This window comes from Mesorhizobium sp. M0244, assembly GCF_040321795.1.
Lineage (GTDB): Bacteria > Pseudomonadota > Alphaproteobacteria > Rhizobiales > Rhizobiaceae > Mesorhizobium.
In genome coordinates this window covers 1-26658 of the sequence record NZ_JAMYSE010000088.1, presented here as the reverse complement: position 1 = coordinate 26658, position 26658 = coordinate 1, and the positions used below count along the sequence as shown (strand labels likewise).

27 protein-coding genes are annotated in these 26658 nt (G+C 62.2%); 9 read left to right on the top strand and 18 right to left on the bottom strand.

Features of this window, described 5'->3' with window-relative positions; all coding sequences use genetic code 11:
* The 13 genes from NKJ08_RS31525 to NKJ08_RS31465 all read right to left on the bottom strand — a co-directional run.
* Window positions 1–277, bottom strand: a 277-nt coding sequence (locus tag NKJ08_RS31525; RefSeq protein ID WP_352784980.1) for an acyl-CoA dehydrogenase family protein, incomplete at its 3' end; no start/stop codon positions are given.
* Entirely contained in the window at window positions 274–1065 is a 792-nt protein-coding gene (locus NKJ08_RS31520) for an ABC transporter ATP-binding protein (protein ID WP_352784978.1), read from the bottom strand. The genes NKJ08_RS31525 and NKJ08_RS31520, both read right to left, overlap by 4 nt.
* 64 nt (window positions 1066–1129) lie before the next feature.
* A complete protein-coding gene (locus NKJ08_RS31515; protein ID WP_352780144.1) occupies window positions 1130–2461 on the bottom strand; it encodes an ABC transporter substrate-binding protein in 1332 nt (443 codons plus the stop codon).
* A gap of 50 nt (window positions 2462–2511) precedes the next feature.
* A complete protein-coding gene (locus NKJ08_RS31510) occupies window positions 2512–3549 on the bottom strand; it encodes a branched-chain amino acid ABC transporter permease (protein ID WP_352780145.1) in 1038 nt (345 codons plus the stop codon).
* 3 nt (window positions 3550–3552) lie between these two features.
* Window positions 3553–4449, bottom strand: a complete 897-nt coding sequence (locus NKJ08_RS31505) for a branched-chain amino acid ABC transporter permease (RefSeq protein ID WP_023722895.1) — start codon at window positions 4447–4449, stop codon at window positions 3553–3555.
* Window positions 4449–5351 (bottom strand): ABC transporter ATP-binding protein, encoded by a 903-nt coding sequence (locus NKJ08_RS31500; protein WP_352784974.1) that lies wholly within the window; start codon window positions 5349–5351, stop codon window positions 4449–4451. Before NKJ08_RS31500 ends, NKJ08_RS31505 begins: the two co-directional genes overlap by 1 nt.
* A 55-nt stretch (window positions 5352–5406) precedes the next feature.
* Complete coding sequence (sfnG, locus tag NKJ08_RS31495; protein WP_352780146.1) at window positions 5407–6507, bottom strand: dimethylsulfone monooxygenase SfnG; 1101 nt, start codon at window positions 6505–6507, stop codon at window positions 5407–5409.
* Window positions 6508–6534: 27 nt separating this feature from the next.
* Window positions 6535–7104 carry an NAD(P)H-dependent oxidoreductase gene (locus NKJ08_RS31490; protein WP_352780148.1) on the bottom strand — a complete coding sequence of 190 codons (570 nt, stop codon included), beginning with the start codon at window positions 7102–7104 and terminating at the stop codon, window positions 6535–6537.
* 201 nt (window positions 7105–7305) lie between these two features.
* Complete coding sequence (locus NKJ08_RS31485; RefSeq protein WP_352780149.1) at window positions 7306–8193, bottom strand: ABC transporter permease; 888 nt, start codon at window positions 8191–8193, stop codon at window positions 7306–7308.
* Complete coding sequence (locus tag NKJ08_RS31480; protein ID WP_352780150.1) at window positions 8190–9149, bottom strand: ABC transporter permease; 960 nt, start codon at window positions 9147–9149, stop codon at window positions 8190–8192. The genes NKJ08_RS31485 and NKJ08_RS31480 overlap by 4 nt, the downstream gene beginning before the upstream one ends.
* A gap of 76 nt (window positions 9150–9225) precedes the next feature.
* Entirely contained in the window at window positions 9226–10863 is a 1638-nt protein-coding gene (locus tag NKJ08_RS31475) for an ABC transporter substrate-binding protein (RefSeq protein WP_352780151.1), read from the bottom strand.
* Between the two features lie 100 nt (window positions 10864–10963).
* Window positions 10964–11740: a DUF427 domain-containing protein gene (locus tag NKJ08_RS31470; protein ID WP_352780152.1), complete on the bottom strand. Its 777-nt coding sequence runs from the start codon at window positions 11738–11740 to the stop codon at window positions 10964–10966.
* Between the two features lie 15 nt (window positions 11741–11755).
* The gene (locus tag NKJ08_RS31465) at window positions 11756–13114 is read right to left on the bottom strand and encodes an LLM class flavin-dependent oxidoreductase (RefSeq protein ID WP_352780153.1); all 1359 of its coding nucleotides are present in this window, start codon (window positions 13112–13114) and stop codon (window positions 11756–11758) included.
* Between the two features lie 194 nt (window positions 13115–13308).
* Between NKJ08_RS31465 and NKJ08_RS31460 the strand changes: the two genes are divergently transcribed.
* Both NKJ08_RS31460 and NKJ08_RS31455 read left to right on the top strand, forming a co-directional pair.
* The gene (locus tag NKJ08_RS31460; RefSeq protein WP_352780155.1) at window positions 13309–15156 is read left to right on the top strand and encodes a dipeptide ABC transporter ATP-binding protein; all 1848 of its coding nucleotides are present in this window, start codon (window positions 13309–13311) and stop codon (window positions 15154–15156) included.
* 680 nt (window positions 15157–15836) lie between these two features.
* Window positions 15837–16175, top strand: a complete 339-nt coding sequence (locus NKJ08_RS31455; protein ID WP_352531535.1) for a BRA0787 family protein — start codon at window positions 15837–15839, stop codon at window positions 16173–16175.
* A gap of 249 nt (window positions 16176–16424) precedes the next feature.
* On the opposite strand, the gene NKJ08_RS31450 is transcribed toward NKJ08_RS31455, so the two are convergent.
* Window positions 16425–17000, bottom strand: a complete 576-nt coding sequence (locus NKJ08_RS31450) for a peroxidase-related enzyme (RefSeq protein WP_352531536.1) — start codon at window positions 16998–17000, stop codon at window positions 16425–16427.
* Complete coding sequence (locus tag NKJ08_RS31445; RefSeq protein WP_352531548.1) at window positions 16997–17479, bottom strand: CMD domain-containing protein; 483 nt, start codon at window positions 17477–17479, stop codon at window positions 16997–16999. Before NKJ08_RS31445 ends, NKJ08_RS31450 begins: the two co-directional genes overlap by 4 nt.
* Window positions 17480–17649: 170 nt before the next feature.
* Between NKJ08_RS31445 and NKJ08_RS31440 the strand changes: the two genes are divergently transcribed.
* From NKJ08_RS31440 to NKJ08_RS31415, 6 genes are all read left to right on the top strand, one after another.
* Complete coding sequence (locus NKJ08_RS31440) at window positions 17650–18639, top strand: LysR family transcriptional regulator (protein ID WP_352531538.1); 990 nt, start codon at window positions 17650–17652, stop codon at window positions 18637–18639.
* Complete coding sequence (locus NKJ08_RS31435; RefSeq protein ID WP_352531540.1) at window positions 18636–20150, top strand: NAD(P)-binding domain-containing protein; 1515 nt, start codon at window positions 18636–18638, stop codon at window positions 20148–20150. Before NKJ08_RS31440 ends, NKJ08_RS31435 begins: the two co-directional genes overlap by 4 nt.
* Complete coding sequence (locus NKJ08_RS31430) at window positions 20143–20883, top strand: amino acid ABC transporter ATP-binding protein (RefSeq protein ID WP_352531542.1); 741 nt, start codon at window positions 20143–20145, stop codon at window positions 20881–20883. The genes NKJ08_RS31435 and NKJ08_RS31430 overlap by 8 nt, the downstream gene beginning before the upstream one ends.
* Before the next feature lie 16 nt (window positions 20884–20899).
* Entirely contained in the window at window positions 20900–21727 is an 828-nt protein-coding gene (locus NKJ08_RS31425) for a transporter substrate-binding domain-containing protein (protein WP_352531544.1), read from the top strand.
* A 74-nt stretch (window positions 21728–21801) separates the two neighbouring features.
* Window positions 21802–22509 carry an amino acid ABC transporter permease gene (locus NKJ08_RS31420; protein ID WP_352784968.1) on the top strand — a complete coding sequence of 236 codons (708 nt, stop codon included), beginning with the start codon at window positions 21802–21804 and terminating at the stop codon, window positions 22507–22509.
* A gap of 22 nt (window positions 22510–22531) precedes the next feature.
* Window positions 22532–23224, top strand: a complete 693-nt coding sequence (locus tag NKJ08_RS31415) for an amino acid ABC transporter permease (protein WP_352780159.1) — start codon at window positions 22532–22534, stop codon at window positions 23222–23224.
* Window positions 23225–23404: 180 nt separating this feature from the next.
* Here the strand turns inward: NKJ08_RS31415 and NKJ08_RS31410 are convergent, their stop codons facing one another.
* The 3 genes from NKJ08_RS31410 to NKJ08_RS31400 form a co-directional block, all read right to left on the bottom strand.
* Entirely contained in the window at window positions 23405–23833 is a 429-nt protein-coding gene (locus NKJ08_RS31410) for a hypothetical protein (RefSeq protein ID WP_352784966.1), read from the bottom strand.
* A 207-nt stretch (window positions 23834–24040) separates the two neighbouring features.
* Window positions 24041–24451, bottom strand: a complete 411-nt coding sequence (locus NKJ08_RS31405; RefSeq protein ID WP_352784963.1) for a GFA family protein — start codon at window positions 24449–24451, stop codon at window positions 24041–24043.
* Window positions 24452–24756: 305 nt separating this feature from the next.
* Window positions 24757–25686, bottom strand: coding sequence for a class I SAM-dependent DNA methyltransferase (locus NKJ08_RS31400; protein WP_352784960.1), 930 nt, complete (start codon window positions 25684–25686; stop codon window positions 24757–24759).
* A 225-nt stretch (window positions 25687–25911) separates the two neighbouring features.
* On the opposite strand from NKJ08_RS31400, the gene NKJ08_RS31395 reads away from it, so the two are divergent.
* Window positions 25912–26658 (top strand): serine hydrolase domain-containing protein (locus NKJ08_RS31395; protein WP_352784958.1); only part of this gene is annotated, 747 nt, incomplete at its 3' end.

The following is a 26658-nucleotide window of genomic DNA, read 5'->3' as shown; positions in this document are numbered from 1 at the left end:
CCTTTGACAGCGTCACATAGGAGAGCTCCGGTCCGCCATAGGCCTTCGGCACATTGATCGACCACAGGCCGCTCTGCGAGAAGGCGTCGAGTTCCTCCTTCGGCCAGATGCGCTCGCGGTCCCGCTTTGAGGCTTCCCGGGCGAAGTCGGCAGCCAGTTTTTCCGCTAAAGCGATCGCCTCGGCATCGGTCTTGATGACATGCGCTTTGGCCGACGGACGCTCGACCGGCGGCACAGCCTGGCGGATATCGGACGGCTGCTTGGATTGGATGGTCATGCTGCGGTCTCCTTGGGGATATGGTCGGATGGAAGCGGCGAGCCGCCGAGATAGTAGGTCTTGATGTCGGCGCGCTGCCGCAGTTCGGCCGCCGGTCCCTCCAGCACGCTGATGCCGTTTTCCAGCACAGTGGCGCGGTCGGCATGTTTCAGCGCAACCGCCGAATTCTGTTCGGCGACGAGGATCGACAGGCCCTCGTTGCGGTTGAGCCGCTTCAAGGCGTTGAAGATCTCCTCGACAATCAGCGGCGCCAGCCCCATCGAAGGCTCGTCCAACACGAAGAGTTTCGGCCGCGACATCAGACCCCGGCCGATTGCCGTCATCTGCTGCTCGCCGCCGGAGGTGAGGCCGGAACGGGTTCGCCGCTTCTCGGAGAGCCTGGGGAAAAGCGCATAGACACGGTCGAGGTCGGCCTTGACGCCGGTGCGGGAGGACGAGCGCCCGAGCGCGCCGGTCAGAAGGTTCTCCTCAACGGTCAGCGAGCGGAAGCAGTGCCGGCCCTCGAGAACCTGGACTAGGCCCTTGCGGACGAGGTGCGAGGGGCTTGCCCTGGAGACATCCTCGCCGTCGAAGGTGATCCGGCCGGAGGTGATGGCGCCGCGCTCGGCCAGGAGGAGATTGGATACGGCCCGCAAAAGCGTCGTCTTGCCGGCGCCGTTGGAGCCGAGCAAGGCGACGATCTCGCCCTTGCCGACAGTCAGGTCGACGCCGTGCAGGGCGGCAATGGCGCCGTTATAGACGGCTTCGACGCGACTGACCGACAGGATCGGGCTTTCCGGGCTGGACATTGTTGACTCCGCTGGGAGGATGGATGGCGCGGCCGGCCAGATTGTCGGCCGCGCCATGCCGAACTCAGTTGCTGACCACCGCTTCGGCATCCTCGGCCGTGCGGATCTTGATGCCCTTTTCCTTGGCATAGGCCTCGGACGACTTCTCGATGATCGGGCGCAGCAGCTTCCAGTCGGGCGCGATCCAGTCGGAGACGACGTTCCACTTCTTGCCGTCCCACTGCTGGAAGGTCACATAGCCGTCACCTTCGTGATTGTCCCAGGAGACGTTGATCGAGTGGAACAGGTCCTTGGCGCCCAGCGCCTCGACACGGGCCGGGTCAAGCTTGAGATGCTCGAAGCCCCAGCGGACTTCGTCGCCAGTGAGCGTGCGGTTGCCGAATTTGGCCTGCGCGATGCGAACCGCCTCGACATTGAGGATGCCGTTGACGATGCCGAGATTGTGGTAGACCGAGCCGATGCGGCTCTTGTCCTCGAGATTGCCCTTTCCGGCGCCGTAGACCGTTTTGACGATCTCCTGGACAACCGGATACTGCTCGCCAGACGCCTGGGTGGTGATGGCCGTATAGCCCTTGGCGGCGTCGCCGGCGGGGATCACGTCCTCCTCGGAGTTGGACCAGACATTGCCGACGATGTGATCGGCCGGGAAGCCGGTCTTCTGCGCCGTCTTCAGGGCGACCGGGTTCATCACGCCCCAGCCGCGCAGCACCACATAGTCGGGATGCTCGCGACGGATCGTCAGCCACTGCGCCTGCTGTTCGTTGCCGGGATGCGGAACCTCGATCTGCGACAGCTCGAAGCCGTATTTCTGCGAAAGCAATTCATAGATCGGGATCGTCTCCTTGCCGTAGGGCGAGCCGTGATAGAGCACCACGATCTTCTTGCCCTTGAGCTTGTCCAGGCCGCCTTCCTTGGAGGCGATGTAGTTCACGATGCCTGAGGTCTCGCTGTAGGGATTGAGCAGCAGCGGGAAGACGTAAGGGAACACGCGCCCGTCCGTCGTGTCGGTGCGGCCGTGGTTGATGGTGATCAGTGGCACCTTGTCGTCGGTGATACGGTCGATCATGGCATAGGCGATGCCGACCGAAAGCGGGTTCCAGGCAGCGATGCCGGGATTGCTCTTCAACCGCTCATAGACCTCGACGCCCTTCTCGACCTCATACTGCGTCTCGCCTTCGCTCCAGGTCAGCTTGACGCCGTTGACGCCGCCGTCGCGGATGTTGATCAGGTTGAGATAGTCGATGAAGCCACCGAAGAAGCCGGTGCCGCCGGCGGCATAGGGGCCGACGCGGTAGCTCTGCAGAGGAAAATACTGTTCGTCGGCGTGAACCGCCGTCGCGCCGAGGACGAAGGCCGTGGCGATCGCCGCTTTTCGTAGGTGACTGAAGAGGGTCATGGGTTGCGTCTCCTGAGGTTTGTGGTCCGTGAGAGGATGTCGAGCGGCGCTCAGCTGGACCTTGAGCCGATCCGTCGTTTCAGGCGGTCGAAGAGGGCCGACAGCCCGTTCGGTTCCGCGATGAGGAAGATGATGATGAGCGCGCCGAGGACGATGCGCTGGCTCATGTCGAGCACACCCGAATCGAACAGGCCACCGAACACGAAGGCGCCGAGCCGGGACAGAAAGAGCGGGAGGACGACGATGAACGCCGCCCCCAGCAACGCGCCGCGTATCGAGGCCAGCCCACCGATGATGATGATGAACAGGATCTGGAACGAGCGGTCTAGATTGAAGCCGGCCGGCTCGACAGTGCGCAGATAGGTGAAGGCCCACAGCACGCCGGCGACGCCGATGATGAAGGACGAGATGGCGAACGCCAGCAGCTTGGTCTTCAGCACAGGGACGCCGATCACCCGCGCGGCGGTTTCGTTGTCGCGCACGGCGATGAAATTGCGGCCGGTCGCGCTGTTGACCAGGCGCCAGACCAGCGCCGTGAGCACGATGACTGTGGTGACCGAGAGCAGGTATCGGCCTGTCGCGCCGTCGAGCGACAGCCCGGCGACGGCAAGGTGCGGCGCCGAGATCACTCCGGATGGGTTGTCGTTGGAGAACCAGCCGAACTTGGTCAGCGCCCACTGCACGAAGAACTGGGCGGCGAGCGTCGAGACGGCGAGATAGAAGCCGCGCAGGCGCAGGCTCGGCAATCCGAACACGACGCCGATGCCGGCGGCCGAAATCCCGGCCAGGATCATGGTTGCAGCCAGCGGCAGTCCTTCGACCCGAAGGTTGAAATTGTAGGCGGCGAAAGCGCCGACCGCCATGAAGGCGGAGGAGCCCAGCGAAAGCTGGCCGCAATAGCCGGTCAAAAGGTTGAGGCCGACCGCCGCCAGGCTGAGCGCCAGGAACGGCAACAGGATCGCCTCGACGAGATAGCTCGACGCATAGGCGGGGATCAGGCCGTAGGGGACGGCAATCAGGGCGGCCGGCAGAGCTAACTTCTGCCAGTCGATTGGACGCCTTGCGGCATCGAGCGCTTGGACGGCCATCGGTCAGACCCTTTCGACAGTCTTCTGGCCAAACAGGCCGGAGGGACGCACCAGCAGGACGACCAGCGCCAGCGCATAGGCGAACCAGCCTTCGATGCCGCCACCGACAAAGGGTCCGAGGTAGACCTCGGCGAGCTTCTCGCTGGCGCCGATGATGAGGCCGCCGACGATGGCGCCGAGGATAGAATCGAAGCCGCCAAGCACCAGCACCGGCAGCGCCTTCAGCACGATCAGCGACAGCGAGAACTGGACGCCGAGGCGCGCGCCCCACAAAAGCCCCGCGACCAGCGCCACGAACCCCGCGGCCGTCCACACCGTTCCCCAGATCCGGGGCAGCCGCAGCCCGACGGCGAGCGCCGCGAACTGGTCGTCTGCGACGGCGCGAAACGCTAGGCCGATGCGGGTCCAATAGAAGAATGCGCTCAAGCCGGCGACCATCGCCGCGGCAATGCCTGCAGCAAGAAGATCGAACGACGAGATCAGGATGCCGCCGACCTCGAACGGCGTGTCGTCGATGCCGAGATCGAGCCCGTGCACCTGCGTGCCCCACACCAACTGGGCAGCGCCTTCGATGATGTAAGACAGGCCAAGCGTGGCCATGAACAGCGTCATCGGCGAGCGATTGACCAGCGGCCTCAGCACAGTTCGCTCGATGGTGAAGCCCAGCGCAACCATGACCGCGAGGGTAATGAGCAGCGAAAGCGCAAACGGGATGCCGCGTTCGACAAGGCTGACAAAGGTGAGTGCGGCGAACAGCACCATCGACCCTTGCGCGAAGTTCAGCACGCCCGACGTCTTGTAGATCAGCACGAAACCGATGGCGACGAGCGAATACATGACGCCTGAGAGCAAGCCACCGACCAGCACCTCGATGACGAAGAGGAAATCATAGTAGCTCATCAGATGCCCTCGCCATCTTCGCCTTCGGCGGTGCCGATATAGGCCCGGATCACCGCCGGATTGGCCCTGACCTCGGCCGGTGTCCCGTCGGCGATCTTGCGGCCGTAGTCGAGCACGGCGACGCGGTCGGAGAGCCCCATGACCACGCCGATATCGTGTTCGATCAGGATGATGGTGACGTCGTGCCGGGCGCGCGCTGCGCGCACGAAACCGGCCATCTCGGCCTTCTCGGTCGCCGTCATGCCGGCCATCGGCTCGTCGAGCAGCAGGATCTTCGGCTCGGCGACGAGCGCGCGCGCCAGTTCGACCCGCTTCTGCAGGCCGTAGGGCAGCGTCGCGACCAGGCGATCGGCGACGGCCTCGAGATGCAGGAAGGCGATTGTCTGGTCGACCTTTTCAGCGATCGCGGCATCTTCGCGCCGGGCGCGCGGCAGACCGGCAATATGTTCGACGAAGCTGGCGCGCCGGGTGTGGACGCGGCCCGACGCGATGTTGTCGCGCACTGAAAGCCCACCGAACAGTGCCAAGTTCTGGAAGGTGCGCGCGACGCCGAGCCGTGCCAGACGGCTTGCCGACACCCGGGAAAAGGACTGGCCATCGATCGCGATCTTGCCCTGATCGGCGTGATAGAGGCCGCTGATGATATTGATCAGCGAGGATTTGCCGGCGCCATTGGGACCGATCACAGCGCGAATCTCGCGGCTTTTGACCTCGAGGTCGACATCCCGCAGTGCCGTGACGCCACCAAAGGAAATGCTGATCCCGCCCAGCGCCAGGATCGCATCAGCCTTTGCCGACAGGCGCGCCGGGCGCGTGTCCTCGACGGGACCAGCACCAGCAAGAATGCCGGAAATTTCGGGCGCGCGCTCGTATGCGGCGGCTCCCAGCGAAGCACCAATCATGAAACGTTCCTGATTTTGAAGGCGTGCCGGCGGCGGCCTGATGGCCGCGCCTGTCCTATTCCGCGGCGACAAGCTCCCTGTCGCGCGCCGCTTCCAGTTCGCGCACCAGAGGGATGACGCGCTTGCCGAAGAACTCGACCTCTTCCTGGAAATGCAGGAAGCCGAGCAGGATCAGATCCGCGCCGGCATCCTTCAGCTTGAGGATGCGTTCGGCAATCTGTTCCGGCGTGCCGATGAGATTGCTGCGGAAGCCGTCATTGTATTGGACAAGATCCTCGAAGGAGGACTTCGCCCAGTTGCCTTCGCCTTCCGGCGAGGCCTTGCCGGCATTCTTGACCTGATCGGCGAAACCCTGCACCGCCTCCGGATTGGCCTTGGCGATGATCTCGTCGAGCACGGTGCGCGCTTCTGCCTCGGTTTCGCGAGCGATGGCAAAGGCGTTTACGCCGATCTTCACCTTGTGGCCATTGGCCTTCGCTTTGGTCTTGATGTCGTCAACCTGCTTCTTGATCTCTTCCGGCGTGTTGCCGTTGGTGAAATACCAGTCGGAAACCCGCGCAGCCATGTCGCGCGCCGCGCGCGATGAGCCGCCTTGGAAGATCTCCGGCTGCGGATCGATCGGCTTCGGCTTCATCGAGTAGTTGGTGAAGCGATAGAAGTCGCCCTTTAGCGTGAAATTATCCTCGGTCCAGATGCCGCGCAGCGCACGGATGAATTCCTCCGAGCGGCGATAGCGCTCGTCATGGTCGAGCCACAGCTCGCCGATGGCGGCGAACTCACCGCGGAACCAGCCGCTCACGACATTGACCGCGACACGGCCATTGGTCAGGTGGTTGATGGTGGCTATCTGCTTGGCCGCCAGCGCTGGATTCCATGGGCCGGGCAGGATCGCCGCGATGACTTTCAGTGTTCTGGTCGCCGCAAGCAAGGCGTGGCTGAACGATACGGATTCGTGCTGGTTGTCGGCGCCATAGCCGGCCGTGAAGCGTATCTGGCTCAGCGCGTAGTCGAAGCCGTTGGCCTCGGCGATCTGGGCGAGCTTGCGGTTATAGTCGATGTCCCAGCCTGTCCGCTGCTCGATGTTGGAGATGACAAGGCCGCCCGAGACGTTCGGGACCCAGTAGGCGAATTTCACGTTGTCGGAATTCGAGGTCATTTCGTTCGTTTCCCCTTTTGATTGGCTTCAACCGATGCGCGTGGCGACGGCAGCGTTTGCATGACTGGAATTAAGCAAGGAGACCGCTTCGGTAGCGGCCCGTGAGATGCGATCGATAATCGCCGCGCCGACGATCTTGGCATCGACGAAATCGTCGGGCGCGCCGTAGACGCCGGTCGGGACGGTGACGGCCCCGAAAAAACCGAACAATGGCCTGAGCTGATGTTCGAGAACCAGGCCATGGTATGGACTTCCGCCTGTTGCCGCGAGAAGCACGGTCTTGCCAGCCAGCGCACGATAGTCGACGAGGTCAAACAGGTGCTTGAGGGCCCCGGAGCAGGAAGCCCGATAGACAGGCGTTCCGACCACGAGAAGGTCGGCCTTCTCGACACGCTGGATGATCGCTTCGCCAGACGCGCCGAGCGCGCGACGAGACAGCCCGGCGAAAATCGAAGGCGCCGCCTCGGTGATTTCGATCAGGCCGGTGTCTGCCGGGACGCGCAAGGCGACTGCCTTGACCAGCGCGTTGACCACCGCGGTAGTGCGCGATGGTGTGCTTACGCCGCCGGATATTCCGAGAACCGATAGCCGTGCCAACTCGTCAATCTCCCAGACCCCGCATGCGCATTGGGTCATTTCCAAACCGGGGCAGACGATATTCGACAAAATCTATAGAGATAAGGAACTAGGTTTCGATTTTTCAGCCGCGCGGAGAAAAATGCCGTTCTGCTCATGGATCGGTAGCAATGTCCGTATGGCGAGCAGACCGAAGCTCAGGCCATCAATACGGCTTCGCATTCATCCATCGACATTTTCAAACGCGCCTATGCCTTGGGCAATAAGGTTCGTTGCCATGACCAGTGAAACGATCGCGCCGGAGTTGAAGACGACGACCCACCATTTGCCACCGGTCAGGAAGCCGTAGCCGTCGGCGACGGCTAGCCCCCAATCGGCGGAAGGCGGCTGGATGCCGAGACCGAGAAAACTCAATGTCGCGATCGAGAAGAACGCATATCCCAGCCGGGTGACGAGCTCGATGAGGATCGTTTCCCTGATATTGGGCAGGATCTCCAGGAACATGATGGCAAGCGAGCCTTCGCCGCCAAGTCGGGCGGCGCTGACATAGTCACGCTGCTTCTGCTCGCGCACGGCGGCGCGAACGGTCCTGGCCACCAGGGGCGCGTAAGCGATGCCGATCACCAGAACGACGGTGAGGTTCGATGACCCGATCGCCACAAGCGTCATGGTGACGAGAACGATGAACGGAAACGCCATCAGCGTATCAAGCAGCCGCGCGCCGATGGCATCGACCAGGCCGTCGAAATAGCCGAGCACCAGCCCGATGATGCTGCCGGCGGCAACGCCGGCCAGCGTGGCCAGCGGCGCAACCACCAGGATATCGCGCGATCCGACGACGATGCGGGACAGCACGTCGCGGCCGAGCTGATCGGTCCCGAACCAGTGCAAGGCATCGGGCGGCGTCAGCATCGCCAGAAAATCCTCTGCATAGGGGTCGTATGGAACGAAGAGATTGCCGAGCAGCGCGCAAGTGATCCAGAAAAGCAGCAGCAGCGATCCGACCACGACCGACGGGGCCAGTCCGGAAAAGGCGCCGCGGATCCTGCGCAATGCCGACAGGCCTATAGCCGCGCGCGGTGGCACGGGAAATTCCGCCAGATCCGTCATGACGAGGTCCGGCGGCGTTGCCGCGGATCGAGCAAGGCCAGCACGAGGTCGCCTGTCGCCGCCGACAGGACGAAGATTGCCGCCATCACCAGGACGCCGGCTTCAAGCATCGGGAAATCGCGGGCCTTGGCCGCGTTCAGAACCAGATTGCCAAGGCCCTGGATGCCGAACAAAGCTTCGATCACCACCAGCCCGCCAAGGAGGTATCCGGTCTGGGTCGCAAGAACGGCGATGGTCGGCGTCAGCGCATTGCGCAGCACGTGCCGAAAAATGATCTCGCGCCGATCGAGCCCTTTCAGGACGGCGGTGCGCGTATAGTCGGCGGCCATTGCCTCGATCACACCTGCCCGCGTCATCCGGGCGATATAGCCGGCAAGGTTCAGCACCAGCGGCAGCGCCGGCAGGATCAAATAATAGCCATTTATCCAAAAGCCCGCGCCATCTGGCGCAACCCCTGAGATCGGAAACCAGTTGAGCCACAGGCCGAAGACGATAAGCAGCATCAGGCCGGAAACAAAATCCGGAACGATGCCGAAGGAAACGCCTGCCATCACGATCAGCCGGTCGATCACGCGGCCCGCATTGAGGCCGGCGATGACGCCGGCGCCGACGCCCAGCGGAACGAGGAAGACCAGGATGATGCCGGCAAGTGCCGCGGAACGTTTGAGGCTTTCCAGCACGAACGGCGCGACCGGCGCGCGCATCGACAGCGAGGTGCCGAAGTCACCAGTGACAGCCTTGCTGAACCAGCGCCAGTATTGGACAAAGACCGGCTGGTCGGCGCCCAGCCGCCTGTTCAGTTCCGCCACCGCTTGCGCATCGGCAAAGGGCCCAAGCATAACGCGGCCGACATCGCCGGGCAGAACCTGCCCGGCAAGAAAGACCAGGATACTGACCAGCCATAGCGTGAGCAGCAGTGTGCCGACGCGCGTTGATAGGATGCGGCCGCTCACCATCGAGTTTTGCCGCCTCGCCCAAAACCTGTCCCATCCCGATGGAATCGGGATGGGGCTCTATCTCCGTTTTCGAGCATCATGCCTGGACAAAGGAAACGCGGTCGAGCAGCAGATGCGAGATCGCCGTGAAGCGGACGCCCTCAACCTTCGAGCTGACGATCCGGCTGTATTGCGAGAAGTAGCCGATGATCAGCGGCGTCTCGTCGAGCAGCAAGGTCTGGATCTTGCCGGCGGCAAGGCGCTGCGCCTGGAGGTCACGCGCCTTGCTGTAATCGAGCAGCAGCGCGTCATAGGCCGGGTTGTTGAAATGCGCCGCGTTCCAGGCTCCCGAACTCTTGAGCGTTGCGTTGAGGACGATGTCGGGGGTGCCGCGATGGCCGAAATCGGTGATGCCGAGATTGGAATCGAGCCAGGGCGAGCTGCCGAATTTGGCCGATCCGTAATAGGCGTCCTGCGGCAACACATTGAGCTTGATGTCGATGCCGGCCTTCTTGGCGAAGTTCTGGATCAACACCGCGTAGTCGGGAATGTCATAGGCCCGTTCAGTGGTCAGCGTCACCTCGAAACCATTGGGCACGCCGGCTTTACCAAGCAGCCGCTTGGCCTCGGCGATGTCCTGCTTGCGCTGCGGCACCGACGGATCAGCCGAGGGGAAGATCGGCGCGAACGGGGTGTCGTTACCGACGACGGCGCGGCCCTTCAGCAGGCCCTTCACCACCGCCTCGCGATCGAGGGTCAGCGCCAGCGCGCGGCGGACCCGCTTGTCGGTGAACGGCGCCTGGTCGTTCCGCAGATGCACCTCGTCATGCGAGCTTGCCTGCACGCTGAGGAGCTTGAAGTTGGGATTGCCCTCGATCGCCAGTTCAAGGCGCGTCGTGCTCGGGATGACGTCGAGCTGGCCGGCCTGCAGCGCCAGCACCTGGGCCTGCTCATCGTCGAAGAACTTGATCTCGACCCGGTCAGGCAATGCCTTGTCGCCCCAGTAATCGGTGTTGCGCACGAAGCTGGCGCCTTGCTTGGGACGGAAGGATTCGAGCTTGAACGGGCCTGTGCCATTGAAAGTCTTCTCGAAATCACCGGCATAGTCGGCCGGCAGGATGACGGCATTATAGACGTCGGAGGAGACATAGAACGGGAAGTTGCTGTTCGGACCGTCGAGATCGAAGGCGACGGTTTCATCGTCGACCAGCTTGGCGCCACCCTTGGACAGGATGCCCTTGTAGGCCGACAGCGCCGACGAGCCGCTGGCCGGATCGACCAGCCGCTCGAAGCTCGCCACCACGTCCTTGGCGGTGACCGCGCGGCCATCGTGGAACTTCACCCCTGGCCGCAATTTGAAGGTCCAGCGGCTGGCTGTCTCGTTGGCCTCCCAGGAGAGAGCGAGCTTCGGCTGCAGCCCGTCCTTCGGATCGTCGAGGATCAAATACTCGCCGACTTGGCTGAGCACCCCGATGCTGGCCGGATCGGTGACCGTGACGGGATCGATGGCCTTGGTCGGCTGGCCGAGCCCGACACGGACCGTGCCGCCGGCGGAGGCTGCAGCGCGCGCGCCGCCGAGCCCTTGCGATGCGGCAAAGCCGGTCAGGCCGAGCAGCGCTGCATATTTCAGGAGATCGCGGCGCTTGAGAAAACCGCCCTGATATTCGTCGACGGCGACATTCCAGATGTCCCCCGAAAGATTGCGCAGTGCGTCGATGTCGTTGCGTTTGGTCATGTTGAAACCCCTGTCTGAAATGATGGTTGGAAATGATGCTAAGTCTTTGTTTTTACGCAATTCCGGACGGAAAACCGCTCACACTTTTCCTGGAATTGCTCTAGGCGACGGGTTCGCCGTCGAGATGGATGCTGTCGACGGCCTGCGGATAGAAGGCGATCAGGCCCTTGATCTTGGGCATCTCCGCGATCGGGTCGCGGTAGCTCCAGGCGATGTCCGGGCGCACCGAACCGTCGCTCAGCAGGCCGGACCAGTAGGAGGCGATGCCCTTGTAGGGACATCGCGTCGTTGTGACGGACGCCGTCAGCCGCTCCAGCCGGATGTCTTCCGCAGGCAGATAGAAGCGCGTCGGCAGATGCGTCTCGAACAGCAGCACCGGGCGATGGCTGTCGGCGATCGGCTCGCCGTCGAACCAGACCTGCACGTGGCTCGAGCTTTGCAGCACATCGATGCGCGCATAGGGATCGCGGGCATGGACGAAGACTTCTTCTTCCTCCTCGAACCACTGGTCGACGAGCATCCAGCTGAAGGCGATGCGGCCGGCCAGGGGCGACAGGTTTTCACCCGGCGGCGACACGAACGACCAGGCCGCGTTGGCGCTCCGCCTGTCGCCGCTATCGACATCCCAGTAGGTTGTCTCGCCACCGACCGGGTGCGGCTTGCGGTGCAGCGAGGGCTTCAGCACCGACGCATCGACGGACGCCACCGGGAAGAAATAGATCGGCAGAAAGTGGTTGGAGCGCAGCACCAGCACGTTGCGGCTGTCGGCAATGGTGCGGCCGCCGAATTTGACGCGCACGCGCTTCAGGCTGTGCAGGACATTGACGAGATGAGGAGCGGTTGCTTCACGTGGCTGCAGGCTTGGTGCGACGGTCATGATCGGTCTCCGGCGTCAGGATACGGCGCGCGCATTGTCGCGCTGCTCGGCGAAGCGATTAGCGGGCCGCGCCAGGCCGAAGCGGTCGCGCAATGTTCCTGGCGTGTATTCGGTCGGGAACACACCGCGGCGCTGCAGCTCCGGCACCACCTGCTCGGCGAAATTCACCCAGTCCTCGGGCAGCAGCGGGAACATCAGGTTGAAGCCGTCGGCCGCACCCGCAACGAACCAGTCCTGCAGCTGGTCGGCGATCTGCGTGGGCGTGCCGACTACGGTCGGCACCGAACCGCTGTTGGCAAGCTTGCGGGCGATGTCGCGCAGGCTGAGATCCTGCTTCGCCCACTGCTTGACCCGGTTGAGCGATGTGCGCCCGCCATTGAAGGTGCTCTCGTCCGGCAGCGGCGGCAGCGGCCCGTCCGGCGGATAGACGGAGAGATCGATACCGCTCCAGCTTGAAAGAAGATCGATGCCGACCCGATCGGGAAGCAGGGTTTGAAGGTATTCCTGCCGCTCGCGGCCCTCCGCCTCGGAGGCGGCGACGATCGGCAGGATCCCCGGCAGGATTTTGAAGCTCTCGGGCTGGCGACCAAAACGAGCGAGGCGCTCGTTGATATCCTGCCGGTATTTGATGCCGTCTTCCCTGGTGTTGTAGATGGCGAAATGCGCGTCGGCATGGGCGGTGGCAAAATTCTTGCCGTTCTCGGAGGAGCCGGCCTGGACGATCAGCGGATGGCCCTGCGGCGGTCGGGAGACGTTGAGCGGTCCCCTCACCTTGAAATGCGGCCCCTTGTGATTGATCGCATGGACCTTGTGCGGATCGGCGAAATAGCCAGACGCCTTGTCGAGCAGCAGCGCCTCGTCTTCCCAGCTGTCCCACAGCGCCTTGACGATATCGAGGAATTCGCAGGCCCGCTCGTAGCGGAACGCATGCTCGATATTGCCATCGCGGCCGAAATTGCGGGCTTCCTCGTCCATCGCCGAGGTCACCACATTCCAGGACGCCCTGCCCTTGCTGATATGGTCGAGCGAGGCGAACATGCGCGCCACATTGTAGGGCTCGCTGTAGGAGCTCGACGCGGTAGTGATCAGGCCGATGTGCTTTGTCACCCCAGCAAGGGCCGCCAGCAGCGTCAGCGGTTCCAATCGGGCATTGGCATAGTGCGCAACGCCGCTCTGCACCGAATCCCAGATGGCGACGTGATCGGCGACGAAGATGGTGTCGATCCTGGCGCGCTCTGCCGCCTGCACGAGATCGCGGTAGAAATCGAAGTCCAGCACTTCCCGGCCCGGCGCCCGGGGGTGGCGCCAAGACATGCGATGATCGCCCTGCGGGTTGAAGAAGAAAGCGCTGAGGATCATATGGTCTCGAGCCATGCCGGCCTCCTGCAAAATCTGCTCAGGAGACCATCGCGGTTCCGGTCAGGCCGCTATCCAACAATCTCCCGATCCGTGAAAGGTAGATTGCGCTCCAGCTTAATTCGAGTAATTTTATAGAGATTATATGTTGTGAAAGCGGAAGCGATTGCCCTTGATGGCTGCGCGCAAAGAAAGTGGTTTCAAGCTCCCCAATGTCCTCATCAGTTCTGAACGTAGAGCAGCTTTCCATCACCTATGAGGGGCGAAAAGGATCGCATCCCGCCGTTAGCGGAGTATCGCTGTACATAGGGGAAGGCGAGGCGCTCGGCCTGGTGGGCGAATCGGGATCGGGAAAAAGCTCGGTGGCGCTCGCCCTACTGCGCTACCTACCAAAGAACGCCCGGATCGCAGCCTCAGCGCTTGAATTCCAGGGTCGGGAAATCCGCGATCTTTCCGCGGAGCAGCTTCGCCAGCTGAGGGGAGATCATATCGCGGCCGTCTATCAGCACCCGGGTGCGGCACTCAATCCAAGCATGACAATAGGCCGGCAGATCACGGAGACGATCATGCGGCACCGGCCTGTTCGTCACGACGAGGCGTCTGGGCGCGCCGCCGAACTGCTCAGGCGCGTGCGAATGAGCAATCCGGATCGTGTGCTGGAGCTCTATCCGCACGAACTGTCCGGCGGCATGCAGCAGCGCGCCAACATCGCGATCGCGATCGCGCTCGATCCGGCGCTGCTGGTGTTGGACGAGCCGACGACGGCGCTCGATGCCAGCGTCCAGTCGGAGATCATCTCCATCCTGCACGATCTGCGCAAAGACCACAAAACCAGCGTGCTGTTGATCAGCCACGACATCAACATGATCCGCCGATCCTGCGACCGGGTGGCGGTGATGCAGGCAGGGACGGTGGTTGAAAGCGGCGTCGCCGGCGATGTTTTCGACAACCCAAGCCATGCCTACACAAAGGCGCTCATAGCCTCGATCCCGGCACTCAACTACACCAAGCGGGATGGAAGACTGGCGGAGACGGACGGCCCCGGTCTGCCAGCGCAGCCGTCAGTTCAGAACGATGGGGTCGGCGCGCGAAAAGAGCGCCAGATCGCGATCGCCTGCAAGGGCATCAGCCATTCCTTCGGCAGCCAGGCAGTGCTGCACGACATCAACCTCGACATCGGCCAGGGAGAAACCTTCGGGCTCATCGGCGAGTCCGGCTCCGGCAAGTCGACCTTGGCAAGGATTATCACCGGCTTGCAGACACCCGACGCCGGCTCGGTCGAACTGTTCGGCAGCACGGTCGCGCCGCGCGTCGAGAAGAGAAACCTTGTCGAACGGCGCGACGTGCAGATGGTCTTCCAGTCGCCGGATCGCACGCTCAATCCGCGCCAGCGGATCGGCAGGATCCTCGGCCGGCCGCTGCGGCGGCTCGCCGGCCTGCGCCGCGGCGAGGTGAAGCAGCGCGTCAGTGATTTGCTTGCCTCGGTTCGTCTAGCCAGCACCACGGTCGACCAGAAATCGCGATCGCTGTCCGGCGGCCAGCGGCAACGGGCGGCCATCGCACGGGCCTTCGCGGGCGTGCCGAAGGTCGTCGTGCTCGATGAACCCACCTCGGCGCTCGACGTCTCCGTCCAGGCGACCGTTCTCAACTTGCTCAACGACCTGCAGCGCGACAAGGACACGACCTATCTTTTCATCAGCCACGACCTCAGGGTCGTGCGCTACATGGCCGACAGGATCGGCGTGCTCTATCGCGGCCGGCTTGTCGAGACCGGTTCATCCGACGAGATTTTCCGCGGCCCCAATCATCCCTACACCAAGCTGATTCTGGCGGCGTCCTCCGACAAGGACGGGCCGAAGATATCCGCCCATGTCGAGATCGCGGCAGATGATCTCCCTAACAGGGGCTGTTCTTTCGCCGACCGGTGCCCACTGGCACTTCCTTACTGCAGAATGGCAGAACCGCCCGTCAGGCAGGTCGGAGCCGGCCATCTGATCGCATGCTGGCGGCACGGCCAGGTTTTTGACGAACGGGTCACTAATATTGTGAAGAAGCAATAGGCCTGGGCTTTCTGCTGCATAGCAGGATACGCGTGCAAGTCTCGGCCTGTGTGAATGTCGGAAATGCGCCCAACGGACGTTCAGATACATGCAATCGCCGAGACAACCCGTCGCGTCTACGAGGGAGCCGCCATGGATTTGATGTGCCCGTCGGAACAAATGACCTGAGCTGCAGCCTTTCGAGGCGCGGATCGCCAGGCAACTTGGCGATGAGGCGTCCATCGCTGGCACAGGCAAGCGCGCATGGCATTTCGTCTGATCACTTGTGGATTGCTCCTTGCCAAATCAATGTCTACAAGTTTTATAGACATTTGCTCCGAAGCAGGTCATACTGTCCATTCAAGTGCCTGACTTTTCGCCGTCCATGTTCGCAGGATCAGGAGATGACGATGACGCAGACATTCCTGGAAGCTTTCGGGACCGTATCAGGTCCGTCGCCGGCGCTCTTTTCCCACCCCCGGGACCTTCACCTTATGCGCTGGGTTGGGCGCAGGTGGACGACGCTCCCAAATCTGAAGCGGATTCTCGCCGCTTAGAACGAGATGGAGCCTTCTATTGGGGCGTCGGCTCTTGTGGCTATTGGTAGGCGCCCGTCACATCCGGCCATAGACCAATCATTTTATCGAAATGCGGGGGTTACCTGGCAGCATGGGCTGCTGCCGCGATCCAGGAGGAGACCGATGACCACACGCCTGCTACCCGCTTTGCATGAGGGCCATGCCCCGATACATCTGCATGGAGCTTTCGACGAGGCTTTGGAGGCCTATCGGGCCTGGAGTCCGGGAACGGACGAGCCGCACGTGGAGTTTGAGGACCAGATGGTGCCGATCAGTTCGCTCTTCGGCCGCATGCGGACCTGCACCGATATTCTTCCCTGGCGCGTCGAGGGCGATGTCCTGGAGGTTGTCGGCAATATACTGATTTCCGGCGGCGAAAGAGCGATCACTTACGCCAATGCCGCTCTTGTCCTTCGCGCTTTGTGCGTGAAGCGGCTCCGGAGCGACGTCGTCGGCTATTAGGCGACGTTCCGGAGGCTCCCGTCAAATACGGAACCGGGCACAAGGGCTCGGCTCCGTATCTCATTCAGCGGTACGGTGTCGCGGCTTGCCTTGATCGCCGCGAAGGCGACCCATGCTTGACGTGAGACTGAATGAGTGCGCCACAATAGCCCATGTGCGCCATCGCACAGGCTATGTGACCAATAGAAAAGGCCGGATTTCCAATCTGAAAACGCGCGGGCGTTTCCCCTCAAGTGAGACGAGACCACCTTAGTCCTTCATCGGCTCGCCGAGCGTATGCATCAGGCGGTTCGCCCAGCCGAAGATGGCGGCGGATAGGACAAGGTCGAGGCACTCCAGGTCGTCGAGCCCGACGTCTGCCAGCGCCTGCGCGTCGGCAGCGGTCACCGCGGGCGGCGTGGTCGACAGCCGTGCCGAGAAGTCGAAGATTGCCTGGAGGTGGTCGTCGAGCATCGCCTCGAGGCCGTCGGCGAACACGGCTTCGATGACGTCGGTGCGTTTCGTCAGGCTGTTGAATCGCGAGCCGTGCACGGCAGCGCAGTAGACGCAGCGGTTGACGACGGACGCGGCGACGGCACCCAGCTCGCGCTCGCTCGCCGCCAGCCCGTCGCGTCCGTACATGATCAGGTTGAACAAGGGCGAGCGGACCGCGAGCGACTCGGGGTCATGCGCCAGCGTGAGCACATAGGCCGAGATGCCCTTGTTGGACGGCGTCACTTGCATCGCCGCTCGCTGCTCCTCGCTCGCAGTCGCGAGATCGACTGGAACAACGTAGGGCTGCCAACGCGGTATTGTGGTCGTGAAGGTGTGGACGGCCTCGCTCAACGCATTCCTCCGAGCAGTGCTATACCCGCTATGACGCGCACCTGGTAGTTGACGAAGGCCGCGAGCTCCGCGAGCCGCACGATGTCGGGGTCGGCGACGTCAGCCTCACGCAACGCGTCCACATGGGCGCGCGTGGCCTCGCGTGGCGCGACCGTGAGCCGGTCGGCATGACGGACGATCTCCGCGGTGCGGACGTCGGTTGCGTTCGTGTCGGGGTCGGCGAGCGGCGCTGTCGTCGGTTCGCCGGCGCGGGCGACCAATGTGTCGTAATGGCGCGCCAGCGCTGAGCTGCGGTTGAGGCGCGCCATGCGGGCGGCGAGCGCGGCCCTGAGGCCGTGTGAGAGACCGCCGGGTTCGCGCGGCAGGAGCACGGCATCGTGGGCCGCCTGGCTCAGGCGCAGGATCTCGGCGCGTTTCACCATGGCCTCGGCGAGCGCGGAGCCCGGCCTCACAAAGGCAAGTGTTTCGATCAGTGTCAGGACAAGCTCCTCGGGACGTCAGCGGGCGTGCGACTTAGGCAAGCACGACACTTTAATTATGTCAATTGGTAATGGCATGACCAAATTGATGCGGAAATTTTATCTATTTTCGATCGTTGCTGAGAATTTCCATGCTTTACAGATATGAATGATGGTGTTTGATGTAGGCGATGCATTCAAACTCGATCGATATCCGACAACTCGAAGCGTTCGCAGCAGTCATGTCCGCCGGCAGCATGACCGGGGCGGCGAGGTTGCTCGGCCGCTCGCAACCGGCGGTCACCAGGCTCATCCAGGATCTGGAAGCCGATATCGGCTATGCGCTGTTGCACCGGAGCGGGCCGCGCATCAGTCCGACGTCGCGCGGCGTACTCTTTCACGCCGAGGTAGAGCGTCATCTCCTCGGCCTGGCCCACATCCGCGAGCGGGCGGACGCTATCGGTCTCGACGAGCCGCCGACGCTGACGATAGCGGCCACGCCGTCGCTTGCGACCGGCATTCTGCCGCAGGCGCTCGCGGCCGTCGCGCCAGGCCTGCTTCCGCGCCATCTTCATGTGCAGGCTCTGGCGGCCGAGAACGTCGTGCAGTCCGTGCTCGCCCGCTCGGCGGACTTCGGGATATCAAGCCTGCCGCTGGAACATCCCGGCCTCGATGTTCACTGGGTCGCCGATGCGCCCTGCGTCGTCGTTGTCGGCGCGAGCGATCCACTCGCCGGTCGGGACGTAGTCCGCCTCGCCGATCTCGTCGACCGCTGCATCGTCACCCTGGCGAACCCCTATCGCTTGCGGCACCGCGTCGATGAGGCCTTGGCGAGGGCGGGCGTCACGCCGCAACGGATTATCGATGTCAACGCCTCGATGACGGCGCTGACGCTGGTCCGGTCCGGGCTCGGGGTCGCCATCGTCGAGCCCGCGACCGCCTGCGGCGTTCCGCTCGAAGGTATCGTGATGCGCATGCTCGACCACACCATTCCCTTCGTGTTCGGCGCCATTTCGCCTGCCGCGCTACCGCTGAGCCCGACCGCCGCCGCCGTGATCGAGGCGGCGCGCGCGGTGTCGTTGGCTATGCCCGGTTGTCGCCTACATGACTCGAGCGGCTCCGAGGCATTGGCCGACACCGTCTACGGGCGGACCTCGCTGCCCGAGGGAGTGCCGTCATGAGCGACCTGGCCGCGTTTCCGAACGGCCTCGACGCCCTCGAGGCGCGCCTGCGGCAGGATCTCGCCTGGCTGGAACTGCCAGCCAAAGCCTGGGTGCCGCCCCACATTGTCGACGGGCATCGCATCGTCGACGTCGTCATCATCGGCGCAGGTATGGCCGGGCTTGTTGCCTCGGCCATACTCAAGCGGCTCGGCGTCGCCAACCATGTCGTCATCGACAAGGCGCCGCCTGGTTGTGAGGGCCCGTGGGTCACCTTCGCGCGGATGCGCACCTTGCGCTCCCCCAAGCAACTGACCGGACCGGCGATGGGGCTGCCGGCGCTCACCTTCCGCGCCTACTACGAGGCGCTGCATGGCCATGACGCCTGGGTCGCGCTCGATAAGGCGCCCCGCCAAACATGGATGGACTACCTGGTCTGGTATCGGCGCGTGCTCGACCTGCCGGTGCGCAACGCGACGACTGTTGACGCGATCGTCCCGCGCGCGGACGGCCTGCTCGACGTCGTCTGCCGCCAGGACGGCCTGAACGAAACGACGATCGCGCGCCATGTGGTGCTCGCAACCGGCCGCGACGGCCTCGGCGGCCCCTTCGTACCGCCCATCGCCAACGACATCGATCCGAAGTTCTGGGCCCATTCCGCCGACGCAATCGATTTCGCCGCGCTGCGCGGCAAGCGTGTCGCAGTCGTGGGAGCCGGCGCCTCGGCGATGGACAACGCCGCCACCGCTCTCGAGGCCGGGGCGGCTCAACTTGATCTTTTCGTGCGCCGGGCGGACTTGCCACGCGTCAACAAGTTCACCGGCATCGGCAGCCAGGGCGTAGTGCACGGGTTCGCCGGCCTGCCCGACGATTGGAAATGGCGCTTTCTCGATTACGCGATGCGCGCCCAGACGCCGCCGCCCCGCCACAGCGTTCTGCGCGTGAGCGCGTTCCCGCAGGCCCACATACACCTGGCGAGCCCGATCACCGCGCTGGCGCAGGACGGCGATCACCTTGCGGTGACGACGCCGAAGGGCCGCTATCCCGTCGATTTCCTGATCTTCGGCACCGGCTTCAAGGTCGACCTGACAAGCCGGCCGGAACTCGCCGCCGTCGCATCCCACATCCGCCTTTGGCGCGACCGCTTCCCCGTGCCGGCGGACATGCGAAACGGCGAGCTCGAAGCTTCGCCCGACCTCGGAGAGGCGTTCGAATTTTTGGAAGCTGTGCCCGGCGCCTGCCCCGCGCTGGCACGGATACACTGCTTCAACTTTCCTGCCACGCTTAGCCATGGCAAGCTCACGGGCGACATCCCCGCCATCAGCGAAGGCGCCGACCGGCTCGCGCGCGGCATCGTGAGGGCGCTCTTCGTCGCCGACCGCGAGCGCCATTTCGCCGATCTTCAAGCGTTCGATACGCCCGAGCTCCTCGGCGACGAATGGACGGACGCCGAGACCGCGACGGACGAGGTGAGCGATGGTCTGACGCTTCCCGAACCATCTCCCGAAAGGACACCAACCAGAAATGCTTGATCTCAAAGATTTAAAGCTGTCCTACGGAAACACGCAGATCCTGAACGGCGTCAATCTCTCGGTGAAACGCGGTGACGTGGTGTCGATCATCGGCCCTAGTGGTACCGGCAAGACCACGCTGCTGAAGTGCATCAACCACCTGGTCAAGCCGGCGTCTGGAACCATCACGTTCGATCAGATCCGTATGGACTACCAACATGCTGACAAGAACGTGGTCCAGGCGATCCGGCTCCGGACAGCCATGGTCTTCCAGCAGTTCAACGTCTTCAGGAACATGACGGTCATTCAGAACGTGATGGATCCGCTTGTTGTGGTGCAGCGCAAGTCCAAGGACGAGGCGCGTGAAATCGCCCTGCAAGAGCTTGAACGAGTAGGCCTCTCCGACAAGCGAGACAGCTACCCGTCCCAGCTCTCAGGTGGCCAGCTCCAGCGAACCGGCATCGCGCGTGCGTTGGCGGTTCGACCGGATGTGATGCTCTTCGACGAACCCACTTCATCGCTTGATCCCGAACTCGTCGGTGAAGTCCTGAAGGTGATCAAAGACGTTACGTCGTCAGGGATCACCTCGCTCCTTGTGACCCACGAGATGCAATTTGCAAAGAACATCTCCAACCGGATCGTCTTCATGGATCGGGGCGTCGTCGCTGCCGAGGGTAGCCCGACGGAGATCTTCGATGCGCCATCCAGTCCGCGCCTCACCCAATTCCTCAATTCCGAACACACACTCCAGTAGAGAAAGGATGCCTGAAATGTCTTCTATCAGATCATCATCGTACCGTCGGTTTGGCCTTGCCGTAGCCGGTGTCGCAATCGCCCTTGCAACCGCGGGAGTATCCTATGGTCAGGACTCCGTCCGGACGATCAAGATCGCGACTGCGGCAGAATCCAAACCGCTGTCGTGGGGCGCTATCGGCGTTGAGCCGCAAGGGTACGAGCCCGACGTCCTCAAGGCTATCAACGCGAAGCTGCCCCAGTACAAGTTCGAAATGGAAGGCGCTGCGGACATCGCGCAGGAGACCGGCCTCGTAACCGGGAAATACGACATGGCGTCCGGCGGCTACTACAAGGCGCCAGCGCGCGAAAAGCAATTCCTCATTCCGGACAACCCAATGGGTGCAAGTCTGATAAAGATCTATAGCCGCAAGGAGAGCAACATCAACGAGATGAAGGATCTGGTCGGCAAGAAAATCGTGCCTGTCACGGCCGGTGGCGGCATCTACAAGTTTGCCACCCAATGGCAGGAGAAGAACCCGGACTACAAGATCGAGATCACCGCATCGAGCGCTGGCATCCCTTACCCGGATCGCCTGAAGGAAGTCCAGAACGGCAAGTACGACGCGCTGGTTCTGCCGTCGAACCTTGGCGAGCAGACCGTGATCGACAACCAGAAGCTCGACATCAAGGCGAGCGAGCCGGTCGCCATCAACAACACCTACCTCCTGATTCACAAGTCGGAGGAGAACAAGGCCCTGCTCGACGACGTGAACAGGGTGCTCAAGGAGCTGAAGGACGACGGCACGCTGGGCAAGATTTCGCAGAAGTGGTTCGGCGAGGACGTCACGACCTACATCAAGTAGCGAAAGCTCGCCCTAGACCGGGTCTCTGCATGGCCGACGACCAAGGCTGAAACCGCAAGAAGGAGTCTTCCAAGGTGGACCTTTCCATAATGATCCCCGAGCTGCTCTTGGCATTGCCGCTGACGCTCGCGATCACGTTTACGGCCCTTGTCGTCGGCTTCTGCCTGGCTTTAGTCACGACGACATTCCGGGTGCGCAGGGTACCAGTGATCAGTCAACTGGCCGACCTCTACGTATCCTATGCCCGGAGTGTCCCCGTCGTGCTCCAATTGTTCGTCGCGTTCTACGGGCTTCCCTTGCTAGTCGGCCTGCTCGAGGTCGAAGACTTCGTGACGCCAACGGTAGCTGCGATAGTTGGACTCAGCCTCTATCACGGAGGATATCTGTCCGAGGTCATGCGGCCGGCATACCTGACCGTCGATCGTGGTCAGCATGACGCAGCGGACAGTCTGGGTTATACTTTCCGACAGAAGCTGACTCGCATCGTAGGACCACAGGCGGTGCACATCGCATTGCCGGGCTACGGAAACTCCATCATCTACCTGATCCACAATGTAGCGCTTGTCATGTACATCGGCGCGGCGGACGTGATGGCGACCGCGCACCTCGTCATGGAGCGGGACTACAACCAATACCAGTTCGAAACTTATCTCGTGCTGGCGGTGATCTATGCGCTGCTGTGCCTGATCGCGTGGCTCATCGTGCGCTTCTTCGAACTTCGCTCCTCGAAGTTCGCACCGTCAGCGGCGCCGGCGAAGAGCACGATCATGGCGAGCGTCTGATCGAAGAAAGGGCCATCATCACATGTTCGATATCGATGTCTTGCTCCCGGACCTGTGGAGCATCCTGGGCGCAGTGCCCGTGACGCTCGCCATGGCGCTGGCGATCTTTGTCTTCTCCACGATCATCGGCAGCCTGTTTGCGCTGATCGAATATCGGCGGATACCAGTGCTGCGGGAGTTCGTCGTGGCGTACAAGGTCGCCTTCAAGGGCGTGCCGATGGTGATCGTGATCTTCCTTGCATACTACGGCCTCCCGCCGACCCTCCAGTTCTTGGCTTCACTAGTCGGGATAGAGTTCAACGGTCACGCAACGCCGAACTGGGTCACGCTCGTCATCGCGTTGACCGCTTGCGTTGCCGCGTTCCAGGCGGAAGTTGTGAAGGGCGCTTTGAATTCCTTCGACACCGGCCAGGCAGACGCAGCCTACTCGTTGGGCTACAAACGAAGCCAACTGTTCCGACGAATCCTGTTTCCCCAGGTGATCGTCGCAGCAATTCCGGACCTCGCCAACTCGTTCATGGTGATCATGAAGGCGCTTTCTCTTGGATTTGCTATCGAGGTTGTCGATATCTTTGCGCAGTCCCAGTTGACCGCCGCGCTGAATTTCTACTACCTCGAAGCCTTTATGATTGCCGTCGTGATCTACATGGTGATTGCCTACATTGTCACACATATCGCTGACAGGACGGAGGCTGCCCTTAGGGTACGGACCTAAGGGTAACCTCGTCGCAACTCACAAGAGCGGAATCCGTTCAGTTTGCATCGTAGCTTGCGGCAGCGAAGTAGGGACACCTTGCGGGGATCGGGACAGGCGGCCTGGCCTGCTGCAAGCTGAGGGGTTCTCGGCTGAAGCCGGAAGTTGGGTTGGACGGATCTTCATATCGCGCCTCCATTTTCAGCCGCGGAAACAGCAGCCAGCCCGCCGCCTGCGGATCTTAGGACGCTGCTCGCCGTGAAAGAACTGTTCCGGCATGTTCTGCTGGGCGATGCGCACCAGATCGCTGAGCGCCGAGCGGATTTGCGACCAGGGGAACTCGGAGCATTCCTCCCATGCCTCACCCTCGCGCAACACGGCATCGAGCTTGCCCGCCACACCAGCGACAGTCGTGGCAGGCGTCGTTGAGAACGCTTCCAGCAGATCCTTCGCCCGGTCACCAGTCTCGCGCTCGGCCCTGACAGCGGCGGTGTAGCCGATCTCCTCCGCAGCCGCATCCCAACGTGCCTGATGCGCTGCGAAATCAGCTTCGGCCTTCTCGCGGAGAGCGGCGGTATTCAGCCCTTTGCCGAGCACTTCACTGAGCGCCTCGATCGAGTGGACCGCCACGTTAGTCCGACCGGATTCAGCGTCCGTTGTCCCTTGCGGAGGTGCTGGAACCTGCCGGTCCGCTACCGGCCCAAAACTGCAATTGCTCTAAACGGCTGACCTTGGCGGCAACAAGTCATGTGGAAATTCATCTCCACATGACTTGGATGAATGAAAGCCGAAGTTCGGTGCGCCCACCGACGGCTAAACTCCCCACGTCGGTTCATGCTAATATTGGCCGATTGGAAGGCCTTGGAAACGTTCTACCGTCTCGTCAAGCTGCACCCACTTATGTTTCAATTGCTCGAATACTGATATGGCAGGTGGCGCGAAGGCCGGGTCAGCAAATGAACCTACCGCCAACCCGATCCAGGACGGTGAAACATCGGCCTTCCAATAGACGGTCGAGCCGCAAGTTGGACAAAAATGCATTCGGACCTTGCGACCGCTCTCGGCAGTACGAATGAATTCTGCGGACGTTCCAGAAATTTCGACACAGTTAATCGAGTAGAACGCATTGGCGCTGAACGGCGCACCAGTTCTTAGCTGGCAAGCGAAACAGTGACACAGCGCAGTCAATTGTGCCGGTTCGTTAAGCATCAGTCTAAGAGCGCCGCAGGCGCATCGGGCATTGGCCATGGAAACTCCTCCCGCTTGCACGGTGAGATTACGTTGGATTAAGGGCTGAAGCGCAGGCCCGAACCGCAATAAATCGCGGCAGGCGATGCGAAGGGGCAGAGACCTGATGCAGTTGCGGGCTCGCAGAAGCACCAACCTAGATCGCCGAAAAGCCGAAGTCTAGAGGAACCCCATCTGACCGCTTCGAGGTCGTCTGGGGAACGGCAACTTTTTGATCATTTCGCCCGAAAGCCACCAGTCCGCTCTCGGCCCAAAATTGAACGAGCGGCAAGCGGCTCTGTCTGTTGGTGAGCGGACTGTCCGCCTCAACGCATTGCGAACGTGATGATCTCGGGGCTTGTGGGACTTGGCGCCCTACCGTCAAAGTCGCCGAACTGCTGTTCGATCCTCAAACCTGCATCCTCTAGCAGTTTGCGCAGCGCATCCGCGTCCAAGAATCGCAAGGTGCTCTGGCTCACCTGCGGGAGGCTTGGGTGCTCACCGCTGAAGGTGTGCGTGAACGTAATCGTTCGGCCGTTGAAACCGGAAACCAACTCCGTCGTGATCAGCACAGAAGACCCGCCTGGTCCTTCAACACTGACTGCATTCTCCGGTGTCCAGCGTTCCCAAGCGCGTGCCAAAGGGTTTCGCAATTCAAAGGCAAAGCGCCCGCCCGCCACAAGGGCACGCCTGACGGCCACCACGAAGTCTCGCTGTTCCTCATCGCTGGCCATGGACTGAAACGCGTGGCCGGTCATGACAATCAGGTCGAATTGAGCCACCCAGTCTTGCGACTGGAGGTAACCGAGAACCCATTCGATGTCAGAATGTTTACGTGCGCGATCCAGTACTCCCGGTGCCGGGTCGATGCCGCAGAGCCGCCCTGGATGACCGGCCTTGCGGGCCTCGTGAAGGAGGGTCCCTGTTCCGCATCCAACATCAAGCACCGAGTTTGCCGCCATGATGCGGGGCAGATAGAAATCATAGTCATCACGTGCAGCCCTGGGGTGCCAAGCGTCGTAGACGGCAGCGAGGAATGAGTCGTTGTAAAAGCGATCAACCAACGATTGAATACTCCTGATAGGCCGAAGCGGCTTTACACTGCAAGATCGGTGAAGACGAAGCGTCCCGGCCCCTCGGCCATCAGGACCCCATGCAGCAGGCCATAGGGCCTCGCGATGGGCCATATAATTGGCTTCGATGACTTTCTGGTTGGCCGCCAGCCCGTTGGCGAACAACTCCTGATTGGATGCCATTTGCCGTCCGGGCTTGGAAAGTTGACGTTCTCCCGCGCAGTCCCATCCAATTGCCGCCCGCGTATGTAACGCGGATACTTCGCCAGGTCCCGAAATCACATGCGCGCAGCCGCCGTCTCTGTCTGATCTTTGGACTTAAACATATCAGTAGAAAATAACCGTAACCATCTTTCATCTTGCCGCGTATGGTCCGATCATCTGCCGGTGCAAGTTTGAGGACATGCAATGAAGAAGGCCGCTGCTCTCCTGGTACTTTCCCTCGTTACTATGCTGCCCGCCATGGCAGCCGCGCAGTCCTACGTGCCGGAGCTTGGACCATCGCCGCCGCAGGATGCTATGCAGCTGTATCCCGGCGGTGTCGAGAAGGCTGTGGCCGCCCTGCCGGACATCGTCAAGAAAGTCAAGGAAGCATCCAATGTTCCCGGCTTCGCCGTGGCGGTGGTGCATGGCGGCAAGATGATCTTTGACGAAGGCTATGGCCTTCGCGACAACCGGGACGACACCTCTAAGGTCAGCAGCACTACCATTTTCCAGGTCGCCTCGGTGTCGAAGTCGATCTCGGCCACGGTGGCCGCCATCGCCATGACGAAGGACCACAGCTTCGACTGGGATACCCCGGTCGGCAAGGTCTGGGACGGCTTCCACCTCAATCTCGACTATGTCTCGGGCAACGCCACCATCGGCGATTTCTTCGCCCATCGCTCGGGCCTGCCGATGGCGGCGGGCGACGAGCTCGAGGATCTCGGCTTCCAGCGCAAGCAGATCGTCGGGGGCCTGTGGATGGTGCCGCTCGATCCCTTCCGCATCTCCTATCACTACGCCAATTTCGGCACGACGATCGGCGCCGAGGCAGTGGCCCACGCCGAGAAACAGGATTGGGCGCCGCTGGCCAAGAGCCTGCTGTTCGATCCGCTCGGCATGCGCTCGAGCAGCTATCGGCACGAGGACTTCATTGCCGCCGGCAACAACCGC